The organism is Agrococcus terreus, from assembly GCF_014645235.1.
Classification (GTDB): domain Bacteria; phylum Actinomycetota; class Actinomycetes; order Actinomycetales; family Microbacteriaceae; genus Agrococcus; species Agrococcus terreus.
On sequence record NZ_BMLM01000001.1, the window covers coordinates 607,117 to 631,153 of the forward strand.

Annotated in this window: 21 protein-coding genes; 16 read left to right on the forward strand and 5 right to left on the reverse strand. The window is 74.1% G+C overall.

The window, feature by feature from the left end:
• Positions 1–85: 85 nt before the first annotated feature.
• The 4 genes from IEW90_RS03030 to IEW90_RS03045 all read left to right on the forward strand — a co-directional run bounded on the left by IEW90_RS03030 (position 86) and on the right by IEW90_RS03045 (position 3,903).
• Entirely contained in the window at positions 86–1,669 is a 1,584-nt protein-coding gene (locus IEW90_RS03030; RefSeq protein ID WP_229679466.1) for an ATP-binding protein, read from the forward strand.
• Positions 1,666–2,337, forward strand: coding sequence for a response regulator (locus tag IEW90_RS03035; RefSeq protein WP_188715903.1), 672 nt, complete (start codon positions 1,666–1,668; stop codon positions 2,335–2,337). The genes IEW90_RS03030 and IEW90_RS03035 overlap by 4 nt, the downstream gene beginning before the upstream one ends.
• Positions 2,338–2,410: 73 nt before the next feature.
• Complete coding sequence (locus IEW90_RS03040) at positions 2,411–2,905, forward strand: transporter substrate-binding domain-containing protein (RefSeq protein ID WP_188715906.1); 495 nt, start codon at positions 2,411–2,413, stop codon at positions 2,903–2,905.
• Positions 2,902–3,903, forward strand: a complete 1,002-nt coding sequence (locus IEW90_RS03045) for a cation diffusion facilitator family transporter (RefSeq protein WP_188715908.1) — start codon at positions 2,902–2,904, stop codon at positions 3,901–3,903. Before IEW90_RS03040 ends, IEW90_RS03045 begins: the two co-directional genes overlap by 4 nt.
• Here the strand turns inward: IEW90_RS03045 and IEW90_RS03050 are convergent.
• The gene (locus IEW90_RS03050; protein WP_188715909.1) at positions 3,900–4,610 is read right to left on the reverse strand and encodes a VIT1/CCC1 transporter family protein; all 711 of its coding nucleotides are present in this window, start codon (positions 4,608–4,610) and stop codon (positions 3,900–3,902) included. The two genes, IEW90_RS03045 and IEW90_RS03050, sit on opposite strands and share 4 nt — an antisense overlap.
• A gap of 202 nt (positions 4,611–4,812) precedes the next feature.
• On the opposite strand from IEW90_RS03050, the gene sucC reads away from it, so the two are divergent.
• From sucC to IEW90_RS03065, 3 genes are all read left to right on the forward strand, one after another.
• Complete coding sequence (gene sucC / locus IEW90_RS03055) at positions 4,813–5,979, forward strand: ADP-forming succinate--CoA ligase subunit beta (RefSeq protein WP_188715911.1); 1,167 nt, start codon at positions 4,813–4,815, stop codon at positions 5,977–5,979.
• A gap of 14 nt (positions 5,980–5,993) precedes the next feature.
• On the forward strand, positions 5,994–6,893 hold the full coding sequence (gene sucD / locus IEW90_RS03060; protein ID WP_188715914.1) for a succinate--CoA ligase subunit alpha: 900 nt from the start codon (positions 5,994–5,996) through the stop codon (positions 6,891–6,893).
• A gap of 162 nt (positions 6,894–7,055) precedes the next feature.
• Positions 7,056–7,364: a hypothetical protein gene (locus IEW90_RS03065; RefSeq protein ID WP_188718117.1), complete on the forward strand. Its 309-nt coding sequence runs from the start codon at positions 7,056–7,058 to the stop codon at positions 7,362–7,364.
• Between the two features lie 69 nt (positions 7,365–7,433).
• Here the strand turns inward: IEW90_RS03065 and IEW90_RS03070 are convergent, their stop codons facing one another.
• Entirely contained in the window at positions 7,434–8,255 is an 822-nt protein-coding gene (locus tag IEW90_RS03070) for an MBL fold metallo-hydrolase (protein ID WP_188715916.1), read from the reverse strand.
• Positions 8,256–8,424: 169 nt separating this feature from the next.
• Here IEW90_RS03070 and IEW90_RS03075 point away from each other — a divergent pair, with 169 nt between their 5' ends.
• Positions 8,425–9,252: an endonuclease domain-containing protein gene (locus IEW90_RS03075; protein WP_188715918.1), complete on the forward strand. Its 828-nt coding sequence runs from the start codon at positions 8,425–8,427 to the stop codon at positions 9,250–9,252.
• Positions 9,253–9,360: 108 nt separating this feature from the next.
• On the opposite strand, the gene IEW90_RS03080 is transcribed toward IEW90_RS03075, so the two are convergent.
• A complete protein-coding gene (locus tag IEW90_RS03080; protein ID WP_188715920.1) occupies positions 9,361–11,583 on the reverse strand; it encodes an NADP-dependent isocitrate dehydrogenase in 2,223 nt (740 codons plus the stop codon).
• A gap of 177 nt (positions 11,584–11,760) precedes the next feature.
• Here IEW90_RS03080 and IEW90_RS03085 point away from each other — a divergent pair, with 177 nt between their 5' ends.
• The 6 genes from IEW90_RS03085 to IEW90_RS03110 all read left to right on the forward strand — a co-directional run bounded on the left by IEW90_RS03085 (position 11,761) and on the right by IEW90_RS03110 (position 20,411).
• Positions 11,761–13,446 (forward strand): cell division protein PerM, encoded by a 1,686-nt coding sequence (locus IEW90_RS03085; protein WP_188715922.1) that lies wholly within the window; start codon positions 11,761–11,763, stop codon positions 13,444–13,446.
• Positions 13,447–13,456: 10 nt separating this feature from the next.
• Positions 13,457–14,068 (forward strand): phosphoribosylglycinamide formyltransferase, encoded by a 612-nt coding sequence (purN, locus tag IEW90_RS03090; protein ID WP_188715924.1) that lies wholly within the window; start codon positions 13,457–13,459, stop codon positions 14,066–14,068.
• Complete coding sequence (gene purH / locus IEW90_RS03095; RefSeq protein ID WP_188715926.1) at positions 14,065–15,789, forward strand: bifunctional phosphoribosylaminoimidazolecarboxamide formyltransferase/IMP cyclohydrolase; 1,725 nt, start codon at positions 14,065–14,067, stop codon at positions 15,787–15,789. The genes purN and purH overlap by 4 nt, the downstream gene beginning before the upstream one ends.
• A gap of 25 nt (positions 15,790–15,814) precedes the next feature.
• Positions 15,815–16,372, forward strand: coding sequence for a P-loop NTPase family protein (locus IEW90_RS03100; RefSeq protein ID WP_188715927.1), 558 nt, complete (start codon positions 15,815–15,817; stop codon positions 16,370–16,372).
• 365 nt (positions 16,373–16,737) lie between these two features.
• Complete coding sequence (locus IEW90_RS03105; protein ID WP_188715928.1) at positions 16,738–18,609, forward strand: ABC transporter ATP-binding protein; 1,872 nt, start codon at positions 16,738–16,740, stop codon at positions 18,607–18,609.
• Positions 18,606–20,411 carry an ABC transporter ATP-binding protein gene (locus tag IEW90_RS03110; RefSeq protein ID WP_188715929.1) on the forward strand — a complete coding sequence of 602 codons (1,806 nt, stop codon included), beginning with the start codon at positions 18,606–18,608 and terminating at the stop codon, positions 20,409–20,411. Before IEW90_RS03105 ends, IEW90_RS03110 begins: the two co-directional genes overlap by 4 nt.
• A gap of 65 nt (positions 20,412–20,476) precedes the next feature.
• On the opposite strand, the gene IEW90_RS03115 is transcribed toward IEW90_RS03110, so the two are convergent.
• Both IEW90_RS03115 and IEW90_RS03120 read right to left on the reverse strand, forming a co-directional pair.
• Positions 20,477–20,923 (reverse strand): GNAT family N-acetyltransferase, encoded by a 447-nt coding sequence (locus IEW90_RS03115; protein WP_188715930.1) that lies wholly within the window; start codon positions 20,921–20,923, stop codon positions 20,477–20,479.
• 52 nt (positions 20,924–20,975) lie between these two features.
• Positions 20,976–21,959 (reverse strand): 1-phosphofructokinase family hexose kinase, encoded by a 984-nt coding sequence (locus IEW90_RS03120; RefSeq protein ID WP_188715931.1) that lies wholly within the window; start codon positions 21,957–21,959, stop codon positions 20,976–20,978.
• Positions 21,960–22,068: 109 nt separating this feature from the next.
• On the opposite strand from IEW90_RS03120, the gene imuA' reads away from it, so the two are divergent.
• Both imuA' and IEW90_RS03130 read left to right on the forward strand, forming a co-directional pair.
• On the forward strand, positions 22,069–22,740 hold the full coding sequence (imuA', locus tag IEW90_RS03125; RefSeq protein WP_188715932.1) for a DnaE2-dependent mutagenesis accessory factor ImuA': 672 nt from the start codon (positions 22,069–22,071) through the stop codon (positions 22,738–22,740).
• A 121-nt stretch (positions 22,741–22,861) separates the two neighbouring features.
• A complete protein-coding gene (locus tag IEW90_RS03130) occupies positions 22,862–23,974 on the forward strand; it encodes a hypothetical protein (RefSeq protein ID WP_188715933.1) in 1,113 nt (370 codons plus the stop codon).
• Positions 23,975–24,037 lie beyond the last annotated feature (63 nt).

Sequence of the window (24,037 nt, forward strand, 5' to 3'; positions counted from 1 at the left end):
TTTCGGTCGTTGCGGTCAGCCCCGGACGACCTCGTGGCGCCGCGGCGGGCCGCCCGCGCCTACCATGGCGCTCGTGAGGAGAGCGATGAGGCTTCGCACCCAGCTGGTGCTGCTCCAGAGCGCCATCATGCTCGTCGTCATCCTCGGCACGGGCGCGGCGGCCGCGTGGATCCAGGAGCGCACGCTGCGCGACGCGTACGTCGACCGGATGGTCGGCATCGCCGAGTCGGTCGCGCAGCTGCCGTCCGTCGTCGACGCCTACGACGACCCGGATCCGTCGCGCGTCATCCAGCCGATCGCCGAGACCATCCGCGTCGCCTCCGGCATGACGTACGTCGTCGTCACCGACCGCGACGGCATCCGCTTCTCGCACCCGAACCCGGCGCTCATCGGCGAGCGCACCTCCACCGAGCCGACGACGGCGCAGACGGGCGACCGCTTCGTCGGCACGCAGGAGGGCACGCTCGGCGTCTCGTGGCGCGCGAAGGTGCCCGTCTACGCGGGCGACGGGACCCTGCTCGGGCAGGTGTCGGTGGGCATCCTCGAGTCGGAGCTGCGCTCCGACTGGCTCGACGACATCTGGGTGCTGGGCGTGTGCCTCGCGGTCGCGGCCGTGCTCGGCGTGGTGCTCGCGACCTGGGCGGCGGCGGTCGTGCGCCGGCGCATCCACGGGGTCGAGCCCGACGAGATCCGCGCGATGCTCGAGATCCGCGACGCGACGCTGCACGGCATCGGCGAGGGGCTCGTCGTGCTCGACGAGGATGCCCGCATCGCGCTGAGCAACGATGCCGCGCTGCGGCTGCTCGGGCGCACGGGCGACGACCTCGTCGGCGTGCCCGTCGCCGACGTGCTCGACGCCGCCGTCGACCCGCTGCTCGCCGACCCGGGCGAGCAGCAGCTCGTGCTCGCGGGCGAGCGCGTGCTCGTCGCGCGCGCCGACCCGGTGGTCGTCGACGGCCGCACCGTGGGCACGGTGCTCATCCTGCGCGACCGCACCGAGCTCGACGCGGCGCTCCGCGACCTCGCGGGCGCGCAGGGCATGACCGAGACCCTGCGCGCGCAGCAGCACGAGTTCGCCAACACGCTCCACACCCTCGGCGGGCTCATCGAGCTGGGGGAGTCGGCGGCCGCGATGCAGGTGCTCGCGCGGGCGGGCGCCGGCGGGGCGCTCGCCGACGAGCACGCGACCGGCGTGCGCGAGCTCGAGGTGGCCGCGCTGCTGCTCGCGAAGCGCGCGCAGGCGCGCGAGCACGGCGTCGAGCTCGCCGTGCGCGAGGACTCGCTGCTGCGCCCCGCGCCCGCGGGCGACGCCGGCGACTGGGTGACGGTGCTCGGCAACCTCGTCGACAACGCGATCGACGCCGCGGCCTCCGCGGTCGAGGTGGGGATCGACGACCGCGACGGCCCGCTCGGCCGCGCGGTCGAGGTGACGGTCGACGACGACGGCGCGGGCGTGCCGGAGGCCGAGCGGGCCGCGATCTTCGACCTCGAGGTCTCGACGAAGGCGCACGCCTCCGGTCTCGCCCGCGGCTACGGCCTCACGCTCGTCCGCCGAGTCGTCGAGCGGCTGGGCGGCGAGGTGCGCGTGGAGCGGTCGCCGCTCGGCGGCGCGCGGTTCGTCGCGACGCTGCCGGTGCCCGCGCCCGCCTCTGCAGGGGCCGAGCGGTGAGGCCGCTGCGCGCGCTCGTCGTCGAGGACGACAAGGCGGTCGCGATCGTCACGCGCGGCTTCGTGGAGCGGCACGGCGCGTTCGTCGTCGCGGGCGAGGTCGGCACGGGTCGCGCCGCGCTCGAGGCCATCGAGGCCCTCCGCCCCGACCTCGTGCTGCTCGACGTGCACCTGCCCGACGCCTCCGGGATCGAGGTGCTGCGGGTGGCGCGCGCCCGTGGCTTCGCGGGGGAGGTCGTCGCGGTCACGGCGGCGCGCGACCTCGAGACCGTGCGGGCCGCGCGCGCGTTCGGCGTGCGCCACTACCTGGTGAAGCCGTTCGGGCTCGAGGCGATGCGCGAGCGGCTCGAGGCGATCCGCGCCGAGATCGCGCAGGCCGAGGCGATCGGCGAGCGGCGGCTCGACCAGCGGGCGGTCGACGCCATGCTGCAGCCGGCCGACCGCGCGAAGCCCGTGGGCAGCTCGCAGCTCACGCTCGACCGCGTCGCCTCCCTCCTCGAGCAGCTCGACGACACCGCGAGCGCGGCCGAGGTGGGGGAGCGGCTCGGCATGTCGCGGGTCAGCGCCCGCCGCTACCTCGAGCGGCTCGTCGTCGACGGGCGGGCGGAGGTCGCGCCGCGCTACGGCGGCACCGGCAGGCCCGAGCTGCGGTACAGCGCGCGGCGCTGAGGCGGCGGCGCGCCCGGCCCGCTCGGAGCATCCTCGCGGAGAAGTGGGGGACAACGGGGCTAGCATCCGGGCCATGGTGCTCTCCCGTGCGCGAGCGCCGCGGGCGGTGGTCGCCGCGGCGGCGGCCGCCGTGCTGCTCGGCGGCTGCGCGCTGCTCGAGCGGATCCCCGCCGACCCCGACGGCACGCTCGAGACGGTCAGCGGCGGCGTGCTCGAGGCCGGCGCGAGCCTCAGCGACCCGCACGTCATCCTCGAGGACGACGGGAGCCTCCGCGGCGACGAGGTGGCGCTCGTCGAGTCGTTCGCCGACGAGATCGATGCCGAGGTCGACTGGACGGTCGGCGGCGAGGAGGCGCTCGTGGGCTCGCTCGAGGCGGGTGAGCTCGACCTCGTCGTCGGCGGGATCACGGATGCCACGCCGTGGGCCGACCGCGCGGCCGTCACCCGTCCGCACGACGAGGTCGTTCGTCCCGACGGCTCCACCGACCGGTTCGTCGTGCTCCTGCCGATGGGCGAGAACGCGCTGCTCGCCGCGCTCGAGCGCCACATCGACGGAGGGCTCCCGTGAGGCGCATCGGCCGCACCGACCTCCCGCGCGCGCAGCGGGAGGCGCTGCGGCGCGCGACCGTCGTCGAGTGGATCAGCCTCGGCTACATCGCGATCGCGATCACGCTCGTGGGCACCGTCATGGGCGGCTCGCAGGCGATGCGCACTGCGTGGATCGAGGACATGCTCTCGACGGTGCCGCAGATCGCATTCCTCGTGGCGCTGCTCGTCATCCGCCGCGCGCCGACCCGCAAGCACCCCTACGGCTACCACCGCGCGATGGGCGTCGGCCACCTCGTCGCCGGCGTCGCGCTGCTCGCCGTCGGCGCCCTGCTCGCCTTCGAGGCGGTGAGCGGCCTGCTGCGGCAGGAGCATCCGTCGATCGGCACGGTCGAGCTCTTCGGGCAGACGGTGTGGCTGGGCTGGCTCATGGTCGGCACCATGCTGCTCATCCTCGTGCCGCCGATCGTGCTCGGGCGCATCAAGCAGCGCCTGGCGAGGCAGCTGCACAGCAAGCTGCTGCTCGCGGACGCCGACATGTCGAGGGCCGACTGGACCACGCACGTCGGCTCGATCGTCGGCGTGCTCGGCGTGGGGATGGGCATCTGGTGGCTCGACGGCGCTGCGGCCGCCTTCATCTCCGCGGGCATCCTGCGCGACGGCGCCCGCAACACCCGCGCGGCGATCCTCGACCTCATGGACATGCGGGCGACGACCGTCGACCAGTCCGAGCCCGAGCCGCTCATCGAGCGCATCGACGCGACGCTGCGGCGGAAGCCGTGGGTGCGGCGCGCGGCGAGCCGCGTGCGCGACGAGGGGCACGTCTTCCACGTGCAGGCGTTCGTCGTTCCGCGGCGGTCGAAGGTGCGGGTCGAGGACGTCGACCGCGCCGTGCAGTCGGTCGTCGACCTCGACTGGCGCGTGCAGGACGTCGCGATCGCGATCGTCTCGGAGCTGCCCTCGCCCGAGTCGGACGGCGGGCGCAGCCTGCGCGGCGGCGGGGAGCGCGCCTCCGGCTAGTGGACCGGCGAGCCGATGAGCGCGCCGATCGCCCAAGTGGCCGCGAGCGCGAGCGTGCCGCCGACGATGACGCGGAGCGTGCCCAGGCGCTTGCCCGAGCCGCCGATGCGGGCGGAGACGACGCCCGTGAGCAGGAGCGCGAGGAGCGTCGCGACCACGATCGGCCATGGACCCCATGCGTTCGGCGACAGCGCAGCCGCGAGCAGCGGCACGAGCGAGCCGGCCGTGAAGGCCGCCGCCGACGCGAGCGCCGCCGCCCACGGGCTGTTGAGGTCGTCGGGGTCGAGGCGGTACTCGACGTCGAGGTGCGAGCGGAGGTCGTCGTGCTCGGTGAGCTCGACCGCCACCTGGTGCGCCGTGCGCGGCGAGAGGCCGCGCAGCTCGTACATGTGGGCGAGCTGGTCGACCTGCCCCTCGGGGTCGAGGTCGAGCAGCGCCTGCTCGCGACGGATCGCGGCGCGCTCGCTGTCGCGCTGCGACGAGACGGAGACGTACTCGCCGACCGCCATCGAGAACGCGCCCGCGACGAGGGCCGCGACGCCCGCGGTGAGGATGCCCGCTGGTCCCGTGCCCGCGCCCGCGACGCCGACCATGAGCGCCGAGGTCGAGACGATGCCGTCGTTCGCCCCGAGCACCCCTGCGCGCAGCCAGTTCAGCTTCGCCGTGAGCGACTCGATGGGCGGCGGCAGGTCCGGCCGTCGCTGCATCGCAGGATCCATGGTTCTTCCTCTCCTCCACCATGGTCGAGCCGCGGAACACCGTCCGCAAGCAAGGCGCGGCTCTGCGAAACCGCGCAAGAACGCCGAATCTTCGCCCTTCGGAGGGCCGAAAGCGGACGAGGCGCACACGTGCGCGGGTCTAGGCTGGACGGCGGCGAATCCCCACCCAAGACATCGATTGGATGACGCTTTGGATCTCTACGAGTACCAGGCAAGGGACCTGTTCGAGCAGCACGGCGTCCCCGTGCTGCGCGGCATCGTCGCCGACACCCCCGAGCAGGCAGAGGCTGCGGCCGCTGAGCTCGGCGGCGGCGTCGTGGTCGTGAAGGCACAGGTCAAGACCGGCGGACGAGGCAAGGCCGGCGGCGTGAAGCTCGCCAAGAGCCCTGCCGAGGCGAAGGAGGCCGCGGAGGCGATCCTGGGCCTCGACATCAAGGGCCACACCGTCCACCGCGTGATGGTGGCCGAGGGCGCGCAGATCGAGGAGGAGTACTACTTCTCCGTCCTGCTCGACCGCGCCAACCGCTCCTACCTCGCCATGTGCTCCTACGAGGGCGGCATGGAGATCGAGCAGCTCGCCGAGGAGCGCCCCGAGGCGCTCGCGAAGGTCGAGGTCGACCCCGCCGTCGGCATCGACGCGGCGAAAGCCGAGGAGATCGTGCGCGCCGCGAGCTTCCCCGAGGAGCTCGTCGCGAAGGTCGCCCCCGTGCTCGTGCAGCTCTACGGCGTCTTCGCCGCCGAGGACGCCACGCTCGTCGAGGTGAACCCGCTCGTGCGCACCGCGTCCGGCGACATCGTCGCGCTCGACGGCAAGATCACGCTCGACGAGAACGCCGGCTTCCGCCACGAGGCGCACGCCGGGCTCGAGGACAAGGCCGCGGCCGACCCGCTCGAGGCGAAGGCCAAGGAGTCCGACCTCAACTACGTGAAGCTCGAGGGCCAGGTCGGCATCATCGGCAACGGCGCGGGCCTCGTCATGTCGACGCTCGACGTCGTCGCCTACGCCGGCGAGCAGTTCGGCGGCGTCAAGCCCGCCAACTTCCTCGACATCGGCGGCGGCGCCTCGGCCGAGGTCATGGCCGCGGGCCTCGACGTCATCCTGAACGACGCCGACGTGAAGAGCGTCTTCGTCAACGTCTTCGGCGGCATCACCGCGTGCGACGCCGTCGCGAACGGCATCGTGAAGGCCCTCGAGATCCTCGGCGACGAGGCCTCGAAGCCGCTCGTCGTGCGCCTCGACGGCAACAACGTCGAGGAGGGTCGTCAGATCCTCGCCGACGCCGGCCACCCGCTGGTGACGGTCGTCGACACGATGGACGAGGCCGCGGCGAAGGCCGCCGAGCTGGCTGCGGCGTAAGGGAGCACCGAGACATGTCGATCTACCTCAACAAGGACAGCAAGGTCATCGTCCAGGGCATCACCGGCGGCGAGGGCTCGAAGCACACCGCCCGCATGCTCGCGGCCGGCACGCAGGTCGTGGGCGGCGTGAACGCCCGCAAGGCGGGCACCACCGTCTCGCACACCGCGAAGGACGGCTCGGCCGTCGAGCTCCCCGTGTTCGGCTCCGTCGCCGAGGCGATGGCCGAGACCGGCGCCGACGTCTCGATCGTCTTCGTGCCGCCGGCCTTCGCCAAGGACGCCGTCATCGAGGCCGTCGATGCGGGCATCGGCCTGCTCGTCGTCATCACCGAGGGCATCCCCGTGCAGGACTCGGCCGAGTTCTGGGCGCACGCCAAGGCCAAGGGCACGACGCGCATCATCGGCCCGAACTGCCCCGGCATCATCACGCCCGAGGAGTCGCTCGTCGGCATCACGCCCGCGAATATCACGGGCAAGGGCCCCATCGGCCTCGTCTCGAAGTCGGGCACGCTCACGTACCAGATGATGTTCGAGCTGCGCGACATCGGCTTCTCGACCGCCATCGGCATCGGCGGCGACCCGATCATCGGCACGACGCACATCGACGCGCTCGAGGCCTTCGAGGCCGACCCCGAGACGAAGGCGATCGTCATGATCGGCGAGATCGGCGGCGACGCGGAGGAGCGCGCGGCCGACTTCATCAAGGCGAACGTCACGAAGCCGGTCGTCGGCTACGTCGCGGGCTTCACCGCTCCCGAGGGCAAGACGATGGGCCACGCCGGCGCGATCGTGTCGGGCTCGTCGGGCACGGCCGAGGCCAAGAAGGTGGCCCTCGAGGCCGCCGGCGTCAAGGTCGGCAAGACGCCGTCCGAGACCGCCCGCCTCATGCGCGAGGTCATCGAGTCGCTCTGACGCGACCTGCGGGCCCGGTCCCGCATCCGTCGGAGGCCCCCGGCATCGCGCCGGGGGCCTCCGTCGTGCTCGGCGGATGTCCGGGGGACGCCCCGGAGGCTCCTCGGCGGGCGGCCTAGGGTGGCCGGACCGCCCGAGCCGCGGGCGGGGGAGGAGACGACGATGAGCGAGTTCGACACGCACGACCAGGCATCCGACGGCACGGGATCCGAGGGCACGCAGGAGCCGGGCGGGCTCGGCCCTGACGGCACGATCCCCGACGACCCCGATGGCCTCGGCGCGACCACGACCGACGAGCCGTCGACCTTCGAGCCGGAGGAGGACGAGGCGGCCGACGGCCAGGCGGCCGACGCGTCGACGGCGGGTGCCGACGACCGCCCCTCGGAGCCCACCGGCGACGGGCCCTCAGGTGCTTCCGCGGCGGAGGGCGGCGACGCCGACCCGATGCAGGACGCCGGGCTCGGCGTCTGACGCGAGCTGCGAGGCCCGGCCCTGCGTGGCCGGGCCTCCGCGCTGCGCGGGCTCGTGCGCCCGACGGCCTCAGGTGAGGTGGTCGAAGTCGCCGAGCACCCACCGGATGTGGCGCACCGCGGAGCGCTCCACCGCCTCCGGCCCATTCTCGACGAGCTGCCCGGGGATGTTGCCGTACAGGCGGCGGTAGCGGAGCGCCGCGGCGGCGTCGGCGATGCGGCGCACGACGCGATGGCTGAGCGGCAGGTCGTTCGGGTAGCTGCGCATGAAGGCGACGTGCTGCCGGTCGGGCTTCGGCTGGATGGTGTCGCCTGCGAGCATCGAGCCGAGGCCGTCCGATCCCTCGGCCCAGATCGCGACGGCGGCGCCGGGGAAGTGGCCGCCGAGGGTGTGGAGCGCGAGCCCGGCCGCGAGCTGCCGCGTGCCGGTCCAGCGGTCGATGAGCTCGTGGTCGCGTTGCAGCCACTCGCCGTCGGCGTCGTGGACGAGCACGCGGGCGCCGAGCGCCTCGGCCCACGCGACCTGCGCGCCGTACATGTGCGGGTGGGAGGCGACGACCCAGTGCGCGCCGCCGAGGTCCCGGATGCGCTCGATCGCCGCGTCGGTGACGACGCCGAGTGGATCCCACAACAGGTGCCCCGGCACCAGGATCGCGCGCTGGCCGATGCCGACCGCAGGATCGCTCGTGAGGCCCCAGAGGCCCCGCTCAAGCTCCTCGAACCGGATCTCGCGGGTCGCCGCGAGCTCGTCGAGGCTCGTCCAGACCTGCCCACCCGCCGGCACCCATTGCCGCTCGTCGGCGCAGATGCGGCACGTCTCGGGCAGGGGCTCCGCGTGCTCGACTCCGCACGTCGCGCACACCGGCGCGTCCGACCACCGTCGCTCGCTCATGCGCGCCATGATGCCGCGCCTCGCTCCGAACCGCCCGGAGGATTCCGCCCTGAGCGGGAAGCCAGGTGGATAGTCCACGTGGCTCTCCGCTGCTGGCCGATTCCTCCGGGATCCACAGGCGGTCGCAGACGTCGCGCGCCGGGGCGGCAGGCTCGGCCATGGTGCGCGCATGCCCGATCCCATCGCCCTCAGCCTCGGCATCGCCACCACCCTTCAGCTCTCCGTCCTCGGCTGGAGCAAGTGGCGGATCGAGCGCGCCGTGCGCGACGGCGTCCTGGCGCGCGTGCGGCCGGGATGGTTCGCGCACGCGTCAGCCTCGGCGGATGCGCTCGAGGCGGTCCGGGCGGGTGGCTGCGTCTCGTGCTTCAGCGCCCTGCGCCTCCGCGGCGCCTGGGTGCCGGAGGTCCAGCGGCACCACGTGAGGAGGGCCGCGCACCGTCAGGGCGGCTGCAGGGCGTTCGGAGCGCAGCCGCCGGTCCTGTCCGCGGTGGACGACCTCGAGTCGGCCTTCCGGTGCGCCCTGCGCTGCGGCTCGGCCGAGGATGTGCTCGTCGTCCTCGACTCCCTGCTCCACCGGAGGCTCGCCTCCGTCGACGAGCTGCGCTCGTGGATGCTGTCGGCACCGCTCCGGCTCCGACGGCTGCTCGAGCTCGCCGACTGGCGTGCGGAATCCGGGACGGAGACGATGGTGCGGGTGCGGCTGCGGTCGCTGCAGATCGGTGTGCGGATCCAGGTCCGGGTCGTCTCCGGAGTGCGCGTCGACCTGCTCGTGGGAGAGCGGCTCGTCATCGAGTGCGACAGCCGCGAGCACCATGCCGGTCGCGCGTCGTACGAGGCAGACCGTGCACGGGACCGATGGCTGCTCGCCCACGGCTTCCTGGTCCTCCGACTCAGCTATCGCCAGGTCCACGACGACTGGCCCGAGATCGAGCGGGACATCTTGGCGATCGTCCGCCGCGGCGACCATCGGTTCGCGCGCCGGAGGAATCGGCGCTGAGCGGAGGGCCAGCTGGATATTCCACTCGGCCCACCGCTCAGGGCCGAATCCTCCGGGCGGACGAGAGCGGGGCCCGGCAGATGCCGGGCCCCGCTCCTGTGCCGCTCGTCAGCCGCGCAGCTGCGCGACGATCGCGTTGAGCGATGCGCTCGGGCGCATCGCGGCGTCGGCGAGGTCGGTGTCGACGCGGTAGTAGCCGCCGAGGTCGACAGGGCCGCCCTGCGCGTCGACGAGCTCCTGCTCGATCGTCGCGGTCTGCGCCACGAGCGCCTGGGCGACCGGCGCGAACGCCTCGGCGAGCGCGGCGTCCTCGGTCTGCGCGGCGAGCTCCTCGGCCCAGTAGCGGGCGAGCCAGAAGTGGCTGCCGCGGTTGTCGATCTCCCCCACCTTCCGCGAGGGCGACCTGTTCTCGTCGAGGAAGGTGCCTGTGGCGGCGTCGAGCGTCTCGGCCAGCACGCCCGCGCGGGCGTTGCCCGTCGCGGTGGAGAGGTGGCGGAACGACTCGGCCAGCGCCATGAACTCGCCGAGCGAGTCCCAGCGCAGGTGGTTCTCCTCGACGAGCTGCTGCACGTGCTTCGGCGCGGAGCCGCCGGCACCGGTCTCGAACAGCCCGCCGCCGTTGAGCAGCGGCACGACCGACAGCATCTTGGCCGAGGTGCCGAGCTCGAGGATGGGGAAGAGGTCGGTGTTGTAGTCGCGCAGCACGTTGCCCGTCACCGAGATGGTGTCGAGGCCCTCGCGGATGCGCCGGATCGACAGCTTCGTCGCCTCGACGGGACTGAGGATCTGGATGTCCAGGCCCTCGGTGTCGTGCTTCGGCAGCTCGTCCTGGACCTTCTTGATGAGCTCGGCGTCGTGGGCGCGGTCGGCGTCGAGCCAGAACACGGCGGGCGTCTCGGAGGCGCGGGCGCGCGTCACCGCGAGCTTGACCCAGTCGCGCACCGGCACGTCCTTCGTCTGGCAGGCGCGCCAGATGTCGCCGGCCTCGACCTCGTGCGAGAGCAGCACGGCGCCCGACGCATCCACGACCTCGACGCGGCCGTCGGCGGCGATCGTGAAGGTCTTGTCGTGCGAGCCGTACTCCTCGGCCTTCTGCGCCATGAGGCCCACGTTCGGCACCGAGCCCATGGTGGTGGGGTCGAAGGCGCCGTTGGCCTGGCAGTCCTCGATGACGGCCTGGTAGATGCCGGCGTAGGAGGAGTCGGGGATCACGGCGAGCGTGTCGGCCTCCTCGCCGTCCGGGCCCCACATGTGGCCCGACTGGCGGATCATGGCCGGCATCGACGCGTCGACGATGACGTCGGAGGGCACGTGCAGGTTCGTGATGCCGCGGTCGGAGTTCACCATGGCGAGGCGCGGGCCCTGCTCGAGGCCGTCCTCGATCGCCTGCTTGACGCCCGCTGCGGTCGCCTCGTCGAGCTCCGAGAGGCCCGAGAGGATCGCGGCGAGGCCGTTCTCGCCCGTGAGGCCGGCGGCGGAGAGCTGCGCGCCGTAGCGCTCGAAGACCGCGGGGAGGAACGCGCGCACGACGTGGCCGAAGATGATCGGGTCGGAGACCTTCATCATCGTGGCCTTGAGGTGCACCGAGAAGAGGACGTGCTCGTCGCGGGCGCGCTGCACCTGCGCGGCGAGGAACGCGTCGAGCGCCTTCGCCGAGAGGAAGGTGGCGTCGACGATCTCGCCCGCGAGCACCTGCAGGCCGTCCCTCAGCACCGTCTCGGTGCCGTCGGCCGCGATGTGGCGGATGGTGAGGGTGTCGTCGGCGGCGATGGTCACCGAGCGCTCGTTCGAGCGGAAGTCGTGCTCGCCCATCGTGGCGACGGCCGTCTTCGAGTCGGCGGCCCAGGCGCCCATCGAGTGCGGGTGCTTGCGGGCGTACTCCTTCACCGAGCGCGGGGCGCGGCGGTCGGAGTTGCCCTCGCGGAGCACCGGGTTGACGGCCGAGCCCTTGACGGCGTCGTAGCGGGCGCGCACGTCGCGGTCCTCGTCGGTGACGACCTCGTCGGGGTAGGCCGGCAGGTCGATGCCCTGCGAGCGCAGCTCGGCGATCGCGGCCTTCAGCTGCGGCACCGAGGCCGAGATGTTCGGCAGCTTGATGATGTTCGCCTCGGGCGACTTCGCGAGCTCGCCGAGCTCGGCGAGGGCGTCGGCCTCCTGCTGGTCCGCCGGGAGGCGGTCGGCGAAGGCGGCCACGATGCGGCCGGCGAGCGAGATGTCGCGGGTGTCGACCTCGACGTCGGCGGCGGATGCGAACGCCTGGATGATCGGCAGGAACGAGTGCGTCGCGAGCATCGGCGCCTCGTCGGTGTACGTGTAGATGATCTTGGCCATGCGGCTCGAACCCCTCGCGGTCTGTGTGGACGGCGGCGCGCGACTGCGGGCGCGGCCGCGCCGTGCGCCTCCCAACCTATCGCGCCCCGCCTGGCCGCGCGTCCGGCCCCGGGCCCATCGACGGGAGCGCGGCGGGGCGGCTCCGGCCAGCGGAAGCGCGTCGGTACAGTGCCCGTCGTGCGTCGCGTGTGGGCCGGGATCGGCCAAGCCATCGAGTCCGCCGCCATCGCGGCGATCGGGCTCGTCGTCGTCGCGCTCGTGCTGCTCGCGGTGTGGGGCGTCGACCAGGGCTTCGAGGGCGACCCGCTGCTCCAGTGGCGCGTCGCGGTCGACGCGTGGATGCTCGGCCACGGCGTCGACGTCGGGGTGACGCTCGCGACCGACGCGGTCGTCGCGGTCGGGATCGAGGAGGCGAGCCGGTCGTTCGTGCTCGGCATCGGCGCGTGGGGGATCGGGCTCGTCACGCTGTGGCTGCACTGGCGCGCTGGCCGCCGCCTCGCGGAGCTGCCGGCGGTCGACGCCGGCATCGCGACCGCCGCGGGCGCGATCGCCACGGGTCTCGTCGGCCTCGCCGCGGGCGCGAGCGCGCAGCACGCGACGGCCGCGCCCGACCTCGGGCAGGCGTTCGCGCTGCCGGCGCTCGTCGCGCTCGCGGGCATGGCCGGCGCGGTGCTCGCGCGCCGCGGCCACGAGTGGGTGGTCGCCTCCGGTCGCGCGCTGACGGTCGACGAGCCGTGGGTCCGCGCGGCGCGCGCCGCGCTGCGCGCCGGCCTCGCGAGCACGATCGGCGTGCTGGGCGTGGGCGCGCTGCTGCTCGGCGCGGGCCTGCTGCTGCGCTTCACCGACGCGATCCTGCTGCTGGAGTCGCTCGAGCCGACCGGCCTCGGCGTCGTCGTGCTCTTCCTCGTGCAGCTCGCGCTCGCGCCGACCGCGGTCGTCTGGGCGTCGTCCTGGGCGATCGGCCCGGGCTTCGAGCTCGGCACCGGCTCGAGCGTCTCGCCGCTCGGCACCGAGCTCGGCCCCGTGCCGTCGCTGCCGCTGCTGGCCGCGATCGATCCGTCGGCGCAGCCGTGGATGCTCGCGGTCGTCGCGCTCCCGGTGCTCGCGGGCGTCGCGGCGGGCGTGCTCGCGCGGCAGACGGTGCTGGCGGGCACGCGCGAGCGGCCCGCCCACTGGTGGGAGCTCGCGGCGGCCGCCGCGGGCGGCGCGCTCGTGGCGGGCATGCTGCTCGGGGTGCTCGCGGCGCTCTCGGCGGGCGCGATCGGCCCGGGCAGGCTCGCCGACGCGGGGCCGGACGCGGTGCTCGTCGCCGCGTGGGGCGCGCTCGAGGTGGGCGTCGGACTCGCCGTCGGCCTCTTCGCCGGCGCGCGGGTCGGCGGTCCGATCGCGGTCGGCGAGGCCCTGCCGCTCGCGACGGAGGGCTCGGCGACGTCGGTGCGCGGCGTGCTCGGCCTGGGCGGCGCGGGCCGCGGCCGCGGCACCGGCGACGATCCCGACCCGGACGACCTCGACGACGAGGACAGCCGCCCCGATGCCGGCGACGAGCACGACGGCGAGGAGCGCGGACGTCGCACCGAAGGCGCGGAGCCGGCCGCCGACGATCCGGATGCGCAGGTGACCGAGGCGGTCGAGCCGGTCGTCGTCGAGCGCGCGGCCGACGCGCGGCAGACGGAGGCCGTCGGGCCCGTCGAGCCCGCAGCAGGCGAGCGCGCCACCGACCGGGGCGAGGTCGAGGCGGCGGACGATGAGCGCGACGAGCCCCGGCCGTCCGACGGCGGGCGCGCAGCGGACACCGCCGACGACGGGCTCGCAGCGGACACCGCCGCCGACCGCGAGCCCGGAGGCGACCGGGCGCCTCGGTAGGATGGAGCCCGTGCTGCGCCTCGTCGTCCTCGTCTCCGGCAGCGGCACCAACTTCTCGGACCTGCTCGAGCGCACCCGCGCCGGGAGCGTGCCGGCCGAGATCATCGCCGTCGGCGCCGACCGCGAGTGCACCGGCCTCGACATCGCCCGTGCCGCCGGCATCCCGACCTTCGTCGAGCCGTTCACGAGCCCGCGCGCCGAGTGGTCGGCGCGGGTCGCCGACCGCATCGAGGCGTTCGAGCCCGACCTCGTCGTGCTCTCGGGCTTCATGCGGCTGCTGTCGCCCGAAGCTGTCGCGCGCCTCTCGCCCGCGCTGCTCAACACGCATCCGGCCTACCTGCCCGAGTTCCCGGGCGCGCACGGCGTGCGCGACGCCCTCGCCGCGGGCGTGGCGCAGACGGGCGCCTCGGTCATCGTCGTCGACGCCGGCGTCGACACCGGCCCGATCCTGGCGCAGGAGCGCATCGCGGTCGAGGACGACGACGACGAGTCGAGCCTCCACGACCGCATCAAGCCCGTCGAGCGCGAGCTGCTCGCCCGCGTCATCACCGACATCGCCGAGGGCGCGATCGACCTCCACGAGGTCGGCGCCCGCACCCCGAAGACCCAGGAGCCCTCATGAGCGGACCCCAGCACGACCCGAGCCTCTACCGCCCGCGCGACCAGGTGCCCTTCCGCCGGGCGCTGCTCTCGGTGAGCGACAAGGCCGGCGTCGTCGAGCTGGGCGAGGCGCTCGCGGCCGCGGGCGTCGAGCTCGTCTCCACCGGGTCGACCGCGAAGCTGCTCGCCGACGCGGGCCTGCCGGTCACCGAGGTCGCCCGGGTGACGGGCTTCGCCGAGGCCCTCGACGGCCGCGTCAAGACCCTCCACCCGGCCATCCACGCGGGACTCCTCGCCGACCTCCGCCTCGAGCACCACGAGCGCCAGCTCGTCGAGCTCGGCATCGCGCCGTTCGAGCTCGTCGTCGTCAACCTCTACCCCTTCGTCGAGACCGTGCGCTCGGGCGCCGAGGGGGATGCGGTGGTCGAGCAGATCGACATCGGCGGGCCCGCGATGGTGCGCGCCTCGGCGAAGAACCACGCGAACGTCGCGATCGTCACCGACCCGCGCGTCTACCCGCTCATCGCGCGGGCAGCGGGCACGGGCCTCACGCTCCTGCAGCGCCGCGCCCTCGCGCGCGACGCGTTCGCCCACACGGCCGCCTACGACGGCGCCGTCGCCCGCTGGTTCGCGGGCGAGCCCGTCGAGGCGCCTGCGGCACCGGCCGCGCCGGCGCCCGCAGCTCAGGCCGAGCCGCCCGCGCTCGTCGAGCCGATGCCCGGCGGCACGCCGGCCGCGCCGCCCGCCCCGGCGCCCGAGCCGGCCGCGGCCGACACCTCGAGCGCCTCGGGCCTCCTGCGCGCCGTCGGCGCCGCGACGCTCGTGCAGGGCCTGCGCTACGGCGAGAACAGCCACCAGCACGCGGGCCTGTTCGCGCTGCCCGGCGGCCGCGGCATCACGCAGGCCGAGCTGCTGCACGGCAAGCCGATGTCGTTCAACAACTACGTCGACGCGGACGCCGCGCTCCGCGCCGCCTACGACTTCCACGAGCCCGCCGTCGCGGTCGTGAAGCACGCCAACCCCTGCGGCATCGCGATCGCCGCGCCCGGCGCGGCCGACCCCATCGCCTCCGCGCACGAGCGCGCCCACGCGTGCGACCCGGTCTCGGCGTTCGGCGGCGTCATCGCCGCGAACCGCACGGTGACGCTCGCGATGGCCGAGACGGTCGCCGGCATCTTCACGGAGGTCGTGGTCGCCCCCGACTTCGAGCCCGAGGCGCTCGAGGTGCTCTCGCGCAAGAAGAACGTGCGCCTGCTGCGCCTGCCGGAGGGCTACGCCCGCGAGGGCTCCGAGCTGCGCCAGGTCTCGGGCGGCCTGCTCGTGCAGCAGCCCGACACCTTCGACGCGTTCTCGTCGCACACGTGGCGGCGGGCCTCTGGCTCGCACGTCTCGGACGCCGTGCTCGCCGACCTCGAGTTCGCGTGGCGCGCCTGCCGCTCCGTGAAGTCGAACGCCATCCTGCTGGCCTCGGGCGGCGCCTCGGTGGGCGTCGGCATGGGCCAGGTCAACCGCCTCGACTCGTGCCGCCTCGCCGTGGCGCGGGCGGGGGAGCGGGCGGCCGGCTCGGTCGCGGCCTCCGATGCCTTCTTCCCCTTCGCCGACGGCCTCCAGATCCTGCTCGACGCGGGCATCTCGGCCGTGGTGCAGCCGGGCGGGTCCGTGCGCGACGACGAGGTCATCGCCGCGGCCGAGGCCGCCGGCATCACGATGTACCTCACGGGCGAGCGCCACTTCGCGCACTGACCGGGCGGCTCGATAGGGTCGGCGGATGAGCGCGGGGACCGTCGACGACGTCGCCCGCGCGCGGCGCATCCTGTGCTTCGGCGCGACCGGCTCCGGCAAGTCGACCCTGGCGCTCGAGCTCGGTGCCCGCCTCGGCCTGCCCGTGACGCTCGTCGACGACCTGTGCTGGGACCCGGGCTGGACCGAGGCGCCGGGCGAGGAGCAGGACCGCCGCGTGCTGCCGCTGCTCGAGCGCGACGCGTGGGTCTTCGACTCCGTCTACTCCCGACAGGCGCCGCGAGCGTTCGAGCTCGTCGACGTGATCGTCGCCCTCGACTACCCGCGGCTCGTCTCGCTCGCGCGCCTCGTGCGCCGCACCGCTCGTCGCATCCGCACCCGTGAGCGCGTCTGCAACGGCAACGTCGAGACGCTGCGCCTCGCCCTGGCGCGCGACTCGATCATCCTGTGGCACTTCCGCTCGTGGCGGTCGAAGCGCGAGCGGATGCGGCGCTGGCACGCCGACCCGGACGCCCCGCCGGTGCTCCTGCTCCCGCGGCCCGCCGACGCCGACGCGCTCCTCGCCGCACTTCCCGGATCACGCTGACCGCCTTCGGCGATGGGGGACACCGGCCGACACGCCGAGCGATTGGGAATCGCGGATCGGCACTGGACGCGACGCTGTGAGCCTGCTTAGACTGGAGGGCTGACCGCGCCCGACCGGGGTACGGCCGACGAAGGAGGATGCCATGAGCTCGACCACGACCGCCACGCTCGCCGCCGCGCCCGCCCTCCTCGTCGCCGTCCGTCCCGTCGGACGCCGCTAGGGAGCACGGGCACCGCCCGGCCGCGAGCACCGCTCGCCCGTCGCGTCGGCGGCAGCGCCGACCATCGAAGCAGCACCCCCTTCCGCGGCCACGAGCCGCAGCCATCGCAGCGGGCGCATCACGCCTGCGCCCTCGAAGGATCACCATGCCCCCCGCATCCTCGGCGCCCCAGCCGCATCAGCGCCCCAAGATCATCCCCGCGCTGTCGCGCGTCATGCCGTTCCTCCGGCCCGTCATCGGCCGCTTCATCGCCGGCATCGCTACCGCGCTCGTCGCCGCGGTCGTCGCGCTCCTCATCCCCGTGGCGCTCCGCTGGCTCGTCGACGGCCCGCTCACGAGCGGCGACCAGGCGCTCATCTGGATCGGCGGCATCGCCATCCTGCTGCTCGGCCTCACCGAGGCCGTGTTCGTGTTCCTGCGCCGCCTCTTCGTGACGCTGCCCTCGACCGCGGTCGAGGCGACGATGCGCCAGACGCTCTACGCCAAGCTGCAGCGACTCCCCATCGCGTTCCACGACCGCTGGCAGTCGGGCCAGCTGCTCTCGCGCGCCGTCGGCGACCTCGGCATGATGCGGCGCTTCTTCGCGTTCGGCGCCGTCATCTTCATCACGAACCTGCTGACGCTCGTGATCGGCCTCGGCATCCTGCTCGCGTGGAGCCCGCTGCTCGGCGCGCTCTTCATCGTGACGTCGATCCCGATCGTCGTCATCGCGTTCCGGTTCGAGCAGAGCTACCACCAGGTGGCGCGCCGCGCGCAGGACCAGCAGGGAGACCTCGCGACCGCCGTCGAGCAGTCGGTGCACGGCATCCGCGTGCTCAAGGCCTTCGGCCGCGGCCGCACGGCGCTCGAGGGCTTCGAGCGGCAGGCCGAGGCGCTGCGCTCGACCGAGCTCACGAAGGCGCGCAGCGAGGCCATGCTCTGGATGTGGCTGACGATCATCCCGTTCGTCAGCTACGCCGTGTGCCTCGTCGTGGGCATCTGGCTCGTCGCCGAGGGCCAGCTCACGGTGGGCGAGCTCGTGGGCTTCCTCTCGACCGCGGTCGTGCTCAACTGGCCGATCGAGTCGCTCGGCTTCCTCTTCGCCTTCGCGATCGACGCGGCGAACGCCTCGGTGCGCCTGTTCGAGGTGCTCGACGCGGAGGAGGACATCGTCGACCCGGAGGAGCCCCGCACGATCGCGGCGCCGCGGGGCCGGCTCGTCTTCGACGACGTGCACTTCCGCTACCAGGACGCCGCCTCGGGCGAGCGCGACCTCGTCGACGGCGCGACCCTCGCGATCGAGCCGGGGGAGACGATGGCGCTCGTCGGCGTGACCGGCAGCGGCAAGACCACCCTCACCGCGCTGCCCGGCCGCCTCTACGACGTGACCGACGGCCGCGTGACGCTCGACGGCGTCGACGTGCGCGACCTCTCGCTCGAGGAGCTGCGCACGCACGTCGCGATGGCCTTCGAGGACGCGACGCTGTTCTCGGCCTCGGTGCGCGACAACGTGCTCATGGGCGCGCGCGAGCGCACCGACGAGGTCGTGGCCGAGGCGCTGCAGGTGGCGCAGGCGTCGTTCGTGCACGACCTCCCGGAGGGGCTCGACACGACGATCGGCGAGGAGGGCCTCTCGCTCTCCGGCGGCCAGCGCCAGCGGCTCGCGCTCGCGCGCGCCGTCGCGGCGAAGCCCGCCGTGCTCGTGCTCGACGACCCGCTCTCGGCGCTCGACGTCGAGACGGAGGCGCTCGTCGAGGACGCGCTGCGGCACGTGCTCGCGTCGACGACGGCGCTCATCGTGGCGCACCGCCCCTCGACCGTGCAGCTCGCCGACCGCGTCGCGCTCATGCGCGACGGCCGCATCGACGACGTCGGCACGCACTCCGAGCTGCTCGCGCGCAACGACCACTACGTGCACGTGATCGCGAGCCTCGAGGAGGCGCAGCGCGACCGGCAGGACCTCGAGCAGGTCGCGACCGGCGCGTTCCAGCAGGTGGACGCATCCGTGGATGCCGCACGACGGGAGGAGGACCGATGACGATCCAGGGAGTGCAGGGCGAGGAGCGCGACGACTACACCAAGGAGGAGTCGCGGGCGCTCCGCACGCGGTCGCAGCGGCTGCTGCTCGAGCTCGTGCGGCCCCACCGCGCGAAGCTCGTGGGCATCGCGGCGCTCGTCGTCGTCGCCACCGGCATGACGGTCGCGGGCCCCGCGATCCTCGCGTTCGGCATCGACGTGGCGCTGCCGGCGCTGCAGCGCAGCGACGCGACCCCGCTGTGGGTCGCGGGCGGCGGCTACATCGTCGCGGCGATCGTGTCGGGCATCGCGTTCTACGCGTTCACGGTGGGCACGGCCCGCGTGAGCCAGGCGGTGCTGCTGACGCTGCGCCGGCGGCTGTTCGACCACACGCAGCGGCTGAGCCTCGAGTTCCACGAGCAGTACACGTCGGGCCGCATCATCGCGCGCCAGACGAGCGACCTCGAGTCGATCCGCGACCTGCTCGACCAGGGCCTCAACGAGCTCGTCCGCGGCGTGCTGTTCATGACGTTCACGGCGATCGCGATGATCGCGCTCGACCCCACGAGCGGCCTCGTGATCCTCGCGGCGCTCGTGCCGGCGATCCTCCTGACCCGCTGGTTCCAGTCGCGCTCGACGGTGCTGTTCCGCGAGACGCGCACGACGAGCGCGCAGATGATCGTGAAGTTCGTCGAGACGATGACGGGCATCCGCGCCGTCAAGGCGTTCCGCACCGAGCCCGAGAACGAGCGCGACTTCGGCGGCAAGGTCGAGGCGTACCGGGATGCGAACTTCCGCACCATCCAGATCTTCGGCATCTACGAGCCGGGCATCATGGCGATCGGCGCGCTGACCATCGCGGCCGTCGTGACGGTCGGCGCGTTCCGGGTGGTGAACGGCGACCTCGCCGTCGGCTCGCTGCTCGCGGTCGCGCTCTACGCGCGCACGTTCTTCCAGCCCATCCAGGGCATCGGCATGTTCTTCAACGGCTACCAGTCGGCGGCCGCCGCGCTCGAGAAGATCTCGGGCGTGCTCGAGGAGCGGCCGACCGTGCCCGAGCCGAGGGCGCCGCGGGCGCTGCCGGAGGCGCGCGGCGCGATCGACTTCGACGAGGTCGAGTTCTCGTACGCGACCGGCAAGGTCGTGCTGCCCGGCTTCGACCTCTCGATCCCGGCGGGTCAGACCATCGCGCTCGTCGGCACGACGGGCGCGGGCAAGTCGACGCTCGCGAAGCTCGTCTCGCGCTTCTACGACCCCTCCGCGGGGTCGGTGCGGCTCGACGGCGTCGACCTGCGGGAGCTCCCGGACGACGACCTGCGCCGCGCGGTCGTGATGGTGACGCAGGAGGCGTACCTGTTCTCGGGCACCGTCGCCGACAACATCGCGCTCGGCAAGCCCGACGCGACCGACGACGAGATCGAGGCGGCCGCGCGCGCGGTGGGCGCGCACGAGTTCATCGAGGCGCTGCCGGACGGCTACGGCACCGACGTGAACAAGCGCGGCGGCCGCGTGAGCGCCGGGCAGCGGCAGCTGCTGTCGTTCGCGCGCGCCTTCCTCGCCGACCCGCGGGTGCTCATCCTCGACGAGGCCACGGCCTCGCTCGACATCCCCTCGGAGCGGCTCGTGCAGGAGGGCCTCACGACCCTGCTCGCCGACCGCACGGCCATCATCATCGCCCACCGGCTCTCGACGGTCGCGATCGCCGACCGCGTGCTCGTCATGGAGCACGGCCGGATCATCGAGGACGGCAGCCCGACCGAGCTCATCGAGCTCGGCGGCAAGTTCGCCTCGCTGCACCGGGCGTGGCGCGACTCGCTCGTCTGAGCCGCACGACCGAGGCCCCCGAGCTGCTGCTCGGGGGCCTCGGTCGTGCGTGCGGGGGAGGCCGGTCAGAGGACCTTGCGGCCGATGCTCTCGCCGTACTCGTTCTCGCCGATGACCTCGAAGCCGACGGCCTGGAAGAAGCGACCCGGACCTTCGTCGCCCTCCTCCCAGACGGCGTAGAGGCTGTCGAAGCCCTGCCGGCGGGCCTCCTCGGCGACCTGGTCGACGGTGTACGTGCCGACGCCCTTGCGCTGCGCGGAGCCGGCCACGTACATCCGGAGCACGCTCGAGCGGTACTCCTCGCGGTCGACCTCGGGGTCGAAGTAGGCCATGACGAAGGCGACCGGCTCGTCGCCGTCGAAGACCACCCGCTGCCACGCGCTCTGCACGTTGACGAACTCGTCGAGCCGCGCGTTGGCGGCGAGGAACGCCTCCTGGCCGCGCTTCAGCGTCATGCCGTTGGCCGCGACGACGTTGCCCGCGGAGAGCTCTTCGAGGCGCAGGGTGTCCATGCGGTCACCGTACCAGCGCGGCTCGGGAGCCGCCTCATCCCGGAGGCGGAGGTCAGCCGATGGGGGTCACGCGGATGCGGTCGCGGAGCGCCTGGGGCGGCGCGATCGAGCCGGCCTGCGGGTCGAGCACGGCGGCGGCCGACCACGCGGTCGCGCGCACGAGCTGCTCCTCGAGCGTGACCCCCTCGAGGAGCGCCTGCGCGAGCGCCGCGACGGCGGCGTCGCCCGCGCCGGTGGGGTTGCCGTCGAGCACGCGATCGAGGCGCGCGTGCCAGGCGCGGCCGTCGGGCAGCACCGCGAGCATCCCCTCGACGTCGAGGGAGGCGAAGACGGTGCCGGTGCCCTCGGCCGCGAGCCGGCGGGCGGCGTCGAGCGGGTCGGAGCCGCCCATCGCGTCGAGCAGCTCGTGGCGGTTGGGCTTCGCGGCGGTCGCGCCGCACGCGACGGCGTGGCGCAGCTGGTCGCCGCCGACGTCGACGACGACGGGCAGGCCGGCGTCGGCCGCGAGCTCGACGACGGCGGCGCACAGGCCCTCCGGCGTCTCGGGCGGGAGCGAGCCGGAGCTGACGACGACGCGGGCGCCGGGCAGCTCGGCGCGCGTCGCCTCGAGGACCGACGCCCAGTCCTCGGCACCCAGCGCCGTGCCGCGCTCGTTGAGGTTCGTGGTGCTGGCGAGCGTCACGATCGCGGTCGTGCGTCGCGTGGGCGCCTCGACGTCGACGAGGCGGTGGGGGATGCCCGAGCGGTCGAGGTCGTGCACGAAGATCGAGCGCACCGGCCCGCCGACGGGCGCCACGACGAGCACCGGCTCGCCCTGCTGCTGCAGCACCCGCGCCACGTTCACGCCCTTGCCGCCCGCGCGCGCGAGACCGGTCGGCACGCGATGGCTCGAGCCGAGGCGCAGCTCGTCGATCGTGTACGTGATGTCGATCGCGGGATTGGTGGCGAGGCAGAGGATGCGGGAGGCGGCGGGACCGCTGCGAGCGGTCGCGTCAGCCGCCCGTGCGACGCTCTCGGCATCGGCGGTGGTGGCCATCGGGTCCTCCTGGTGGCTCGCGCTCGACGGCTTCGATCATGGCACGCGGCACGCCGGGAGCACGCCGCGCGGCATTGACGGATTCGAACACACGTTCGATCATGGAGGGATGGAGATGCGCACGACGAGGCTCGAGCGTCGCACGGGGGAGGACCGCACGGCGACGGTGGAGGCGCTGCGCGCGCGCCTGCGCGGCATGCAGCAGGCGGTGCCCGAGCGCGCGGCGCCCGTGCCGCTCGGGCTCGGCGAGGTCGTGCAGGGGCTGCGCGGCGGCGCCGCCCACAGCATCGAGTCGCGGAGCCTCGCGCTCGCGTGCCTCGGCGCCGCGCTGCCGGCCGGCGCCTGGGGCGCGATCGTCGGCATGCCCGACCTCGGCATCGAGGCCGCGCGCGACCTCGGCGTGCCCATCGAGCGCATCGCGCTCGTGCCGCATCCGGGCCGCGCGTGGTTCGACGTGGTGGCCAGCCTCGCCGAGGCGATGCCCGTGGTGCTGGCGGCGTCGCCGGGCCGCGTCGCGCCCACCGACGCCGTCCGGCTCGCCGCCCGGCTGCGGCAGGCATCCTCGACCCTGCTCGTCGCGGGGCCGTGGCCTGGCGCGGCGACGGTCGTGCGGAGCGTGCGCGCGGAGTGGCAGGGGCTCGCCGCGGGCGACGGCAGGATCGCCGAGGGCAGCCTCGTCGTCGAGGCGTCGACGAGCGGCGCCGCGCGCGTCGCGCGCGTGCCGCTCACGGGAGCCTCGCCGGCCGTCGATGGGGTCGGCGCCGACGAGCTCGTCGCCTAGCCTCCGTGCATGCCCCGTGCCGGGCCGCTGAGAGCTCGCTGAGGGGTCTTCACATCTTCGCGATCCCCAGGTACGGTGCTGGGCAAGACGGTCCGATGAGTCACGACTTCGGAGGTGCGACATGGGGGCGACCGCAAGGTTCACGACCCGCGTGGTGCGCCTCGCGCTCGCATCCGGTGCCGCATCGATCGGCGTCGTGGGCATCGGCCTCCTGCTCGGCGGGTCCGCCGCGAGCGCGTCGGAGGACGAGCCGAGAGGCCTCCTCTCGGGGATCGTCCACGACGTCGCCCACACCGCCGGCTCCGGCGTCGAGGTCGTCCTCGATCCCGTCGACCAGGTGCTGCACGAGGTCGACCGCGGCCTCCGGCCCGTCGAGGCCGCGGTGCGGCCCGTGACGGAGCCGGTGGTGCGGCCCGTCGCGCCCGTGGTCGAGCGGGTGCTCGACGTGCCCGTGCAGGTGACGGCTCCCGTCGCCACGGCGGTCGAGCCGGTCGTCGACGTCGTACGACCCGTCGTGGCGCCGGTCGTCGCCCCGCTCGAGCCCGTGACCACCCCGGTCCGCGAGCTCGTCGGCGACGTCGTCGACCCTGTCGTCGGCACCGTCGACCGCGCTGTCGGCGCGCTCCCGGTCGTCGACGACCTGCTCGGCGAGGAGCCCGTCCGCGGCGTCGTCGAGCCGGTGGCCGACGCGGTCGCACCGGTGGTCGACGTCGTCGTGCCCGCGCCCGGCGCGCCCGGGGCGAGCGACCCCGGCGCCGAGCAGCCGGGCGCAGGAGCGCCGAGTCCGAGCGGCCCGGACACCACGGACCCCGAGGAGGTCGCGCCCGCCGATCCTGCGCAGGACGCGGACGATCCGGCGGCCGAGATGCTCCCCGAGCCTGCCCCGGCGGAGACCGAGGGCGATGCGCGGCGTGCGGTGACCACCGTGCCGTTCGCGCTGCGCGCCGTCGGGCCGACCGAGGCGCCGAGCGCGTCCGAGGAGGCCATCGAGGCCGACGCCTCGCAGGAGCGCGCGCTGAACGACGGCGACGGGCACGGCGGCCGCCATGGCATGCTGCCCGCGCCGTCCGGCGCGCCGACCGGCTCGAGCGGTGCGGGCGGCGGCGCTGCCGCCTCCGCCGCAGACGCCGCAGACCACCTCGAGCTCGCGATCGCGGGCGGCGAGGCCTGTGCGATCGAGCACGATCGCGCCCCCGGTTCCCTCGCAGAGGAGCCCGGCTCCAGCCCCGACTGAGCGATCCCGGCACCGCGCCATCGCGCGGCAGCAGCCGTCCCGGACCGGGATGGCGGATCACTC